At 71.2% G+C, this 9,021-nt stretch carries 9 protein-coding genes and 1 pseudogene; 6 read left to right on the plus strand and 4 right to left on the minus strand.

Annotated features, from left to right (window positions below):
- Positions 1 to 109: 109 nt before the first annotated feature.
- Entirely contained in the window at positions 110 to 1,714 is a 1,605-nt protein-coding gene (locus tag NBZ83_RS10615; RefSeq protein ID WP_261568598.1) for an aldehyde dehydrogenase family protein, read from the plus strand.
- A 191-nt stretch (positions 1,715 to 1,905) separates the two neighbouring features.
- The gene (locus tag NBZ83_RS10620; protein ID WP_308203353.1) at positions 1,906 to 2,367 is read left to right on the plus strand and encodes an LppP/LprE family lipoprotein; all 462 of its coding nucleotides are present in this window, start codon (positions 1,906 to 1,908) and stop codon (positions 2,365 to 2,367) included.
- 83 nt (positions 2,368 to 2,450) lie between these two features.
- Here NBZ83_RS10620 and mce read toward each other — a convergent pair whose 3' ends face one another.
- Positions 2,451 to 2,876, minus strand: coding sequence for a methylmalonyl-CoA epimerase (gene mce / locus NBZ83_RS10625; protein WP_261568596.1), 426 nt, complete (start codon positions 2,874 to 2,876; stop codon positions 2,451 to 2,453).
- 348 nt (positions 2,877 to 3,224) lie between these two features.
- Here mce and NBZ83_RS10630 point away from each other — a divergent pair, with 348 nt between their 5' ends.
- The 4 genes from NBZ83_RS10630 (at position 3,225) to NBZ83_RS10645 (ending at position 6,209) form a co-directional block, all read left to right on the plus strand.
- Positions 3,225 to 3,659 (plus strand): MerR family transcriptional regulator, encoded by a 435-nt coding sequence (locus NBZ83_RS10630; RefSeq protein ID WP_261568595.1) that lies wholly within the window; start codon positions 3,225 to 3,227, stop codon positions 3,657 to 3,659.
- A gap of 378 nt (positions 3,660 to 4,037) precedes the next feature.
- A complete protein-coding gene (locus tag NBZ83_RS10635) occupies positions 4,038 to 4,592 on the plus strand; it encodes a MerR family transcriptional regulator (RefSeq protein WP_261568594.1) in 555 nt (184 codons plus the stop codon).
- Positions 4,593 to 4,818: 226 nt separating this feature from the next.
- Positions 4,819 to 5,529: a ClpP family protease gene (locus NBZ83_RS10640; RefSeq protein WP_261568593.1), complete on the plus strand. Its 711-nt coding sequence runs from the start codon at positions 4,819 to 4,821 to the stop codon at positions 5,527 to 5,529.
- A 50-nt stretch (positions 5,530 to 5,579) separates the two neighbouring features.
- Complete coding sequence (locus NBZ83_RS10645; protein ID WP_261568616.1) at positions 5,580 to 6,209, plus strand: ATP-dependent Clp protease proteolytic subunit; 630 nt, start codon at positions 5,580 to 5,582, stop codon at positions 6,207 to 6,209.
- Positions 6,210 to 6,292: 83 nt separating this feature from the next.
- Here NBZ83_RS10645 and NBZ83_RS10650 read toward each other — a convergent pair whose 3' ends face one another.
- The 3 genes and pseudogenes from NBZ83_RS10650 to NBZ83_RS10660 form a co-directional block, all read right to left on the minus strand.
- On the minus strand, positions 6,293 to 7,225 hold the full coding sequence (locus NBZ83_RS10650; RefSeq protein ID WP_261568592.1) for a nuclease-related domain-containing protein: 933 nt from the start codon (positions 7,223 to 7,225) through the stop codon (positions 6,293 to 6,295).
- 358 nt (positions 7,226 to 7,583) lie between these two features.
- Positions 7,584 to 8,684 (minus strand): LLM class flavin-dependent oxidoreductase, encoded by a 1,101-nt coding sequence (locus NBZ83_RS10655; RefSeq protein WP_261568591.1) that lies wholly within the window; start codon positions 8,682 to 8,684, stop codon positions 7,584 to 7,586.
- A gap of 26 nt (positions 8,685 to 8,710) precedes the next feature.
- Positions 8,711 to 9,021, minus strand: a pseudogene (locus tag NBZ83_RS10660) (helix-turn-helix domain-containing protein); the annotation flags it as partial.

Here is a 9,021-nt window from a genome sequence, read left to right on the forward strand (position 1 = left end):
GGGCTTTTAGTAGGAGGGATCCGCGACGACCATCGAGGGGCGTGCGGTGCAGCAGGCTGCGACGACGTCGCCAGGCCAGGCGGCTGCCTCCGGGACGGAGACGGCTGCGGTGCCTGGCCAGCCGGCCACGAGCGACCCCTGGACTTCTCCCGCCGGCGCCGGTGCCGATGCGCCCCCGGGCGCCGAGGTTGATGCGACCGAGACGTTCGGTGACGCGTTCGGGTCGACGTTCGTCTCCGCGAATCCGGTCACCGGCGCGGTCGTGGGTCGGTTTCCGGTGTCCGCACCGCAGCAGGTTTCGGCCGCGGTGGCGGCCGCCCGCGACGCGGCACCCTGGTGGGCTGGGCTCGGTGCCGCCGGGCGCCGCGAGCACCTGCTGCGCTGGGCCGCCCACCTCGTCCGCCACGACGGCGAGCTCGTCGAGCTGCTCCACGCGGAGAACGGCAAGTCCGCCGCCGACGCCCGCATCGAACTGCTGCTCACCCTTGAACACATCCGCTGGGCGGCCCGCAACGCCGCCCGCGTGCTGCGCACGCGTCGGGTACTTCCCGGCCCGTTCCTGGCCAATCACAGCGCTCGGGTGGAGTATCGCCCCCTCGGCGTCGTCGGGGTGATCGGGCCGTGGAACTACCCGCTGCTGACCCCGGTCGGCTCGATCGCGTACGCCCTCGCCGCCGGCAACCCGGTGGTGTTCAAGCCCAGCGAGTACACCCCGGCGTTGGGCAGCCGGCTGGCGTCGTCCTTCGCCGCCGCGAACCCGGCCGCCCCCGCCGGGGTGCTGGGCGTGGTCACCGGGTTTGGTGCCACCGGCGCCGCGCTCTGCGCCGCCGGCACCGACAAGATCGCTTTCACCGGTTCCCCGGCCAGCGGCCGCAAGGTGATGGCGGCCTGCGCGCGGTCGCTGACCCCGGTCGTCATCGAGTGCGGCGGCAAGGACCCGTGCATCGTCGCCGACGACGCCGACGTGGTCGCCGCCGCCCGCGCGGCCGCCTGGGGGGCGATGTCGAACGCCGGGCAGACCTGCGCCGGCGTCGAACGGATCTACGTCACCGCGGCGGTCGCCGAGCCGTTTCTCGCCGAGCTACGCCGGGTCCTGACCGGGGTGCGCCCGGGTGGCGAGCCCGATGCCCCCTACGGCGCGATGACGACGCCGGACCAGGCCGCCATCGTGCGCCGCCACGTCCGCGATGCGCTGGCCCGCGGCGCGACGGCTCTGCTCGGCGGAGTCGACGCGGTGGGCGAGACGTTCATCTCCCCGATCGTCCTCGTCGACGTCCCCGAGGACAGCCCCGCCGTGCAGGAGGAGACCTTCGGTCCCGTCGTCACCGTGCGTGTCGTTGCCGACGTCGACGAGGCCGTCGCCCTCGCCAACGGCACCCCGTACGCGCTGGGGGCCACGGTGTTCTCCCGCCGCCGCGGCGACGAGATCGCCCGCCGACTCGACGCCGGCATGGTGTCGGTCAACGCCGTGCTCTCCTTCGCGGGGATACCCGCCCTGCCCTTCGGTGGCAGCGGCGAAAGCGGCTTCGGCCGGGTGCACGGCGCCGAGGGGCTGCGCGAGTTCGCCCGTCCCCGCTCGGTGGCCACGCTGCGCCTGCCGCTGCCCGGCACCACGCTGGCCACCTTCCAACGCCCGCCCGGGCTGCTCGCCGCGGTCGGCTGGGCTGCCCGCCGCCGCCACGGCCGCGCCTCGGCCACCCCCTCCGACCGCTGACCCGCGTCCCACGGCAGCCCGCCGCCGGCCGGGTGCCGATTGTCGGGTGCCAATTGCGGTCGAACCGGGCGACATACCGCCCATAGGCCCTGCCCGGGCGGCGGGCGTCGAAGAGGGCATCTAGCGTGGTCGGGTCAACACGGAACCTGGGGGGTCTCATGACTCTACGTCGCAGACTTGCCGTTTCAGTGATGATTGGTGCACTCATCCTGATGGGAGGACTTACCGGCATCGCCTCGGCGGCGCCGAGCACGGCAGGCGCACCCGCGCTCAGCGTGGCGAAGGCGTCATCGGTCGTACGCGCCGCCGGCTACACGCCGATCTCACTGGGCGGCTACGACCAGACCAGCGACCTCAGCGTGATCGTCGGGCTGCGCTCGACCTCCGCGGACGGGCACCCACAGCGGGCGTTCTTCTTCCACCGCGGAGCCCTCGTCGGCCGGGACTTGGCTCAGGCGAGCGCGACGATCCGCTGGATCTGGTCCACCGACCGGGTGGTGGCCCTGCAGTACGACCTCTACAAGCCGGGCGATCCCATGTGCTGCCCGACCGCCGGCGGGGCCACGGTCCGCTACCAGTGGAACGGCTCCTCGGTGACGCCGCTCGACCCGATTCCGAGCGCCACCTCCTCCGCCTCGGCGAGCCGCCGCTGACCAGCTCGGCGGTCATCCCGGCCGTGCCGGACGCGGGGGCCCCGCGCCCGGCACGGGCCCGTGACGCCCTGACAGGTCGGCGTTCAGTGGCCTTCGGCGGCCTCGACCAGCTCGGTGAGCACCCCGCCGAGCCCCTTGGGGTGGACGAAGGCGATCCGGCTGCCGGCGGTGCCGTGCACCGGGGTCTTGTTGACCAGATCGAAACCGGTGATGGTCAGCGCGGCCAGGGCGCTGTCGATGTCAGCCACGCCGTAGGCGATGTGGTGGATGCCCGGGCCCCGCTTGGCCAGGAACTTCCCCACCGGGCTGTCCTCGCGTAGCGGCTCGAGCAGCTGGACGTAGGAGTTGCCGGCCTCGCCGCCGTGTACCAGCAGCATCGCCTCGCGCACGCCCTGCCGGTCGTTGTCCTCCTGATGCACGACCTTCAGGCCGAACGCCTCCTCGTAGCGCGGAATCGCCTCGGCCAGCGAAGCCACCGCGATCCCGACGTGGTCGATCCTGGTCAGCACAACGCTCTCCTCGTTCCGCCGGCCGGGCGGCCGGATCCTGCCGATGATGGTGCCCGCGACGGGCGGCCTCCGGGCTGGGCCTCGACACAGAGATTGCCCGTTCGCGATCCCCACGTCGACCGATTCGGGCAGGTGGCGCAGGTGACGGCGGTCGCGGTGGTGGCCGGGGCGGTCCGACGGTCGGCGGCCCGGTCGGGGTGCGCGTCGCCTGCGCGGACCGGGTCGGCCGGTTGTCCGGGGGCGGACGGTGAGCCGAAGCGACCCGTATCGGCTTGCTGTCCGGAACGTCGTAGAGTCGTCTGTTATCAGCCATACTCCCGGCGTCGAGCCACGAACGTTAGGGTCACCTTGTCCACGACGCGTCGCGATCCATCCGCGCTCCGCGCGGCCCGCGGAACCACGTATCAGATAGGTGAGGTGGCCGAGCGGGTCGGGCTCTCGTTGCGCACGGTCCGGTACTACGAGGAGGCCGGGCTGCTCACCACCGCCGGCCGCACCCCCGGCGGTTTTCGCCTTTACGGCGACGAGGCCGTCGACCGGTTGCTCGTCATCAAGAAGATGAAATCCCTCGGATTCACCCTCGAGGAGATGCGCTCGCTGCTGTCCGTCCGCGACGAGCTGTCCGATCCGAAGATTTCCGACGCCCGCCGCACCGAGCTGCGCGAGCTGCTGCGCACCTGGGTCGTGCTGGCCGAGGAGAAACTCGCCACCCTGCGTCAGCAGGCCGGCGTCGCCGAGGACTTCGTCATCGGTCTGCACGGCGACGCGGACCGATCGGCATAGCGCATCGTTAGTCCACCGTCCGGTCGGCGGGTGCTGAGCGTTGGCGCATAGTGCCAGGTCACCGGCTACGGTAACCGCGTGGGGCGCATCGGTCCGCCGGGCCTGAAGGTTACGCGAGGTGACGAAGCAGGCCCTGGCGTGTCCCACGTGGACCAGGTGTCGACCGCTTCGGAAGGCTCGCCGACCCGCGCCGCCGTCCCGTCCCGGTCCCGGTCGAGGGAGTGCCCGCAGGGACCCGCGAGTAGTCGGATTCGTGGTGGACCCGCCGTCGGTCAGCGATTACCAGATCTTTACCGCTTTTGTGTAGCCGCGGATAGCCGACACGTAGACGCTAGATCTCTGAACACCAGCCGCCAAGCTCACCTGATAAGGGTTGAATTGTCCACAACCAGCAGCGCCAGGTCTTCCGCCGACGCCCGCGACGGGCGCTACGAGATCGGTGACGTCGCCATCCTGGTGACCTTGTCCCTGCGTACCGCCAGGTTCTACGAGGAGGCGGGCCTTCTCGTCGCCGTGGGTCGCTCGCCGGGCGGTTTCCCACTCTATGACGATGATGCCCTCGATCGATTCTTTTTGATCAAGAAGATGAAGCCGCTGGGTTTCACGGTGGAGGAGATGCGCTCACTGCTCACACTGCGTGAGCGGCTGGCGCGGCCGGGATTGTCCCCGCAGCTGCGCGCCGAGCTTCAGGATCGGCTGCAGACCTGGGTCAGCCTGGCTGAGGAGAAGCTTGCCTCGCTGCAGGAGCAGGTGCGCCTCGCCGAGGATTTCATGATCGGTCTGCATGACGACACGGCCCGGTCGCTGCGAGGCGACGCCGACACGGACGGATCGGGGCATGGCTCCACCAGGCCGGCCGCCGGCCGTTGGCCTGACCTGGACGACTCCATCCTCGACTTCCTCGACGACCCGTTCGGCGGCGACGAGCACTAACGTCGTGGCACGTCGGAATGGCACCCGGCGCATGGCACCTGGCGCATGGCACCCGGCGTATGGCGCGGTGTCAGCGGTGAGCGTCGGCGTCGCGGCCTGTCTGCCGTGAGCAGATCTGCTGCCGGCAGATCGCCGGTACAGGAGCGCCTTTCCCGGTGACTCTGGAGGGGCCGGCCCTTCGTCGAACGCGACGAGTCCCGACTCGGCCGGCGGGAGGACACGTCTCATGATCGACATATCGGCGACGCACGCGGGGCCCGGCGGTGGCCGGCCCCGTCGCCCCGCCGCCCAGGCCGGCACTGCCGGCACTGCCGACGACCAGGTGTTCGGCCGGCTGCTGGAGAACCGCATCGTCTTCCTCGGCGCCGTGGTGGAGGACGCCGTCGCCAACGCGATCAGCGCGAAGCTGCTGCTGCTCGCCGCCGAGGACCCGATCTCCGACATCTACCTCTACATCAACTCGCCCGGCGGTTCGGTGAGCGCCGGCATGGCGATCTACGACACGATGCAGTACGTCGGCAACGACGTGGCCACCGTCGCCCTCGGCTTCGCCGGCTCCATGGGCCAGTTCCTGCTCTGCGCCGGCGCCGCGGGCAAGCGTTACGCCCTCCCACACGCGCGGATCATGATGCACCAGCCGTCGGGAGGGATCGGGGGCACCGCCGCCGACATCTCCATCCAGGCCGAGCAGATGCTGTACACGAAGCGGACGCTGCAGCAGCGCATCGCCTTCCACAGCGGCCAGACCGTCGAGCAGATCGAAGCCGACTCCGACCGTGACCGGTGGTTCACCGCCGAGGAGGCCCGCGACTACGGCCTGGTCGACCACGTCGTCGAACGGGTCGATCAGGTGCCCAGCGGCGTCGGCGGTTCCGGTCTCGGCCCCCGCCATGCGGCCGGTCGCACCGGCTTCGGCCCCGCCGGGAGTGCCCGGTGAACGCCGGCTGGCCGGTCCACGCCGGCCTCGGCGCACCGAACGCCCAGCACATGCCGAACGCCCGTCACGTCCTGCCCAACATCGTGGAGCGGACGTCGCGCGGCGAGTACTCGATGGACCCGTACTCGAAGCTGCTCAAGGAGCGGATCGTCTTCCTCGGCGTTCAGATCGACGATGTGTCGGCGAACGACGTGATGGCGCAGCTGCTGTTCCTGGAGTCGGAGGATCCGGACCGGGACATCTCGATCTACATCAACTCGCCGGGTGGGTCGTTCACGTCGTTGACGGCGATCTACGACACGATGCAGTTCGTGCGGCCGGACATCTCGACGATCTGCATGGGTCAGGCGGCGTCGGCGGCGGCGGTGCTGCTGGCGGCGGGGACGCCGGGCAAGCGCTTCGCCCTGGCCCACAGCCGCATCCTCATCCACCAGCCGTCGGCACAGGGGGAGGGCCAGTCCAGCGACCTGGAGATCCAGGCCCGCGAGATCCTGCGGATACGCGCCCTGCAGGAGACCCTGCTGGCCCGGCACACCGGCCGCAGCGAGACGGAGATCCGCCGCGACACCGAACGCGACAAGATCTTCAGCGCCGCGGAGGCCCGCGACTACGGCCTCATCGACGACGTCATCACCAGCCGCAAGTCGACGACCGCACGCCCGGTGGCCGGCGTGGCCTGACCCCACCCCCGGTGACCCGGCCGCCAGCGGACCTCGGCCGGATCACCGGACGGCCCCGCGCCCGGCCCGGAACAGCCGCGGCGTCAGGCGCCGTGCCAGGTGGGCCGGCGGCGCGCCGAGGCGTAGATCGCCTCGACGTCCGCCGGCTGCCAGACACCGGTCAGTCCGCTGAAGGCGTCGGCGATCAGGTCGTGGTGCGTCGCGTAGACGTCCCTGAGCGAGGGCTCCACGGTGAGGGTGTCCGCCTCGACGAAGACCAGCACCCCGGCGACGGCGACGGGGAAGCCGCAGGCGTCGCTCAACGCCACGGCTGCGCGTTTTGCTTCGCTTCTGGACTTGTCGACGTACCGATAGGGCTGGCCGTTCACGGTGGCCGCGCGGTCGCCGACCCATATTCGCGCGCCACGATGATTCTTGGTGTTGAGGGTGAAGACACCGCCCGGGCCGATCAGCAGATGATCGATGTCCACATCCCGTGGCAGCGGTATCGAATGCAGCACCCGCCAGCCCCGCGTCGTCAGCGGTTCCAGTTCCGCGGCCACCATCTGCTCACCGGCCAGGCCCTTGCGCCAACTTTCCGTTTCCGGCCGAGGGCGCCGGAGCAGACGGTTGGCCAGCGCGCGCCAGAATCCCGGGGTCAGCTCCGCGATTTTTGCGTGGATCGCCAGGCCGGGTGGATTGCCCGCGAGGTCGTCCGGATACGTCGAGAGATCCGCCGTTTCCGCGCTCGCGGGAGCATGGCGCGCCCGGCTGTTGACCGCCGGTGTGCTGTGCGCCGGTGTGTCGTGTATCGGTGTGCTGCGCGCCGATGTGCGGGCGGTCGGCCTACGGGTGTTCGTCGCGGGGGCGGTGGAGGCTTCGGCAGACAGGCTCGTTCGGATCACCGGCGTCGGCAGGTCGGGTAGATGGGGCGCCAGTGCGGCGAGTACCGCGTCCCGGTCCACGTCGAGCAGGAAGGTGAGCTCACTGGTCCGCCGGTCGAAGCAGGCGGCGCTGCGGCCGTCGTGCAGATTCACGTAAAGCCGGTCCTGGCCGAATCGTTTCCAGGGTCTGACCTGTAGTTCGATCACGCTCCGCCCATCGACGACAAGACGACACGACGCCGCGCAACGTCATGCCGTGGTGGAATTCCTTACCGCCCGGACGGCGGATTCGGGCCGCCCGTCCGGCTGCGGTTTCACGCTATCGCCGGGCGGACCTGCTTTCCACCGATATGCGCGACGCGCGTCCGGAACGTTGCGGTGTGATTCCCGGGTTATCGTTCTGACCAGCGCAAACGCAGGGAACGAGCCGTAGTGGCACGCGGTCGGCCGTCCCGCCCCGGCGAGCACGGTGTGCACCTGTCGCCATAGCGCGAGTAGGCGCAGTGTCCGATCAGTCCGCGGATGCGGATACGGCCTCAGCCTCGGGGGCGGTCTCGGGCCGGACCGGTGCCCACGGCCAGGGCGGGTCGGGCAGGTCCCGGCGCAGTGCCGGGGCCACCGCGGCCTGGAACAGCTCCAGGCTCGCCCGGTGCTCGGCGGCGGGCAGCCCGCCGGCCTCGGCGTGCAGGTGCAGCACACTGTGGCCGAACTGCTCGTGGTAGCGGTGCACCTTGTCGACGATCTGCTCGGGGCTGCCGATCAGCGCGGAGCTGCGTTCGACGAAGTCCTCCAGCGTCGGGAACACCGGCTCGAGGCCCATCGAACGTTGGAAGGCGAGCTGCCCGGCGAACACCGGCGCGTAGGCGGCGATGGCGTCCTGGGAGCGCCGCGCCACGTGGAAACCGGCCGTGCCGGCGCCGACCGTGGCCAGCGCCGGGTCGTGGCCGTACTCCGCCCAGCGCTGCCGGTAGTAGTGGACCAGCTCGGCGTACGGTTCGATGGGGTTGGTGACGTTGGCGGAGAACAGCGGGTCGCCGTAGCGGGCGGCGAGGTCGACCGATTCGCGGCTGGTGGCGCTGCCGTGCCAGACCCGGATCGGCTGCTGGAACGGGCGCGGCCAGACCTCGGCCTCGTGCAGCGCGGGCCGGAACCGCGGCTGCGCGGTGATCGTGTCCTGCCGCCAGATCTGCCGGAACAGCTCGTAGGACTCGGCGTTGCGCTCCCACTGGTCCTCGGGGGTGACGGCGAACAGCTCCCGCTGCGCCGTGCCGTTGCCCTTGCCGATGATCAGTTCGAGCCGGCCGTCGGAGAGGTTGTCGAGGGTGGCGTAGTCCTCGTAGGCGCGCACCGGGTCGAGCAGGCTCAGGGTCGTCACCGCGGTGAACAGCCGGATCCGCGAGGTGCGCGCCGCGAGGTGGCTGAGCACGACCGGTGGCGAGGAGGAGATGAACGGCCGCTCGTGCCGTTCACCGACGCCGAACCCGTCGAAACCCAGCTCCTCGGCCAGCACCGCGCTGTCGACCACCTCGTGCAGCCGGTCCCGGGTCGACGGGGTGACGCCGGTGACCGGGTCCGGCCGATGGACGATCAGGGTGATGACGAGGAACCGCATGATGCCTCCCGCTGGGTGTTCGCCGGTCAGCCTGCCGAGGGAACCCGAGCCGACTCGGGGTGGGTGGTCCGCCCGACCGGCCCGGCGGGGCGGCGTGGGTGCGTCGGCGGGCAGGTCCGGCGGGCAGACCCGGGACGAGCGCGCCGCGCTGCGCGGATCGCTCCGGCGGCGAGCCGATGGGAGGAGCGGCGGGTGGCCCGCGCGCCGGCCGGGACGACTGTCCGGCCGGCGCCGAGCACCGCCTCGAAGCCTGCTGACACCCCCAGGTTCGGGGAAACACCGTGCTGGTGCGCCGGAGAGCCGAGTCCCGGCGGGGTGACAGGGCCGTCGCCGTCCC

Origin of the sequence: Frankia gtarii, from assembly GCF_025403375.1 — a bacterium.
Lineage (GTDB): Bacteria > Actinomycetota > Actinomycetes > Frankiales > Frankiaceae > Frankia > Frankia gtarii.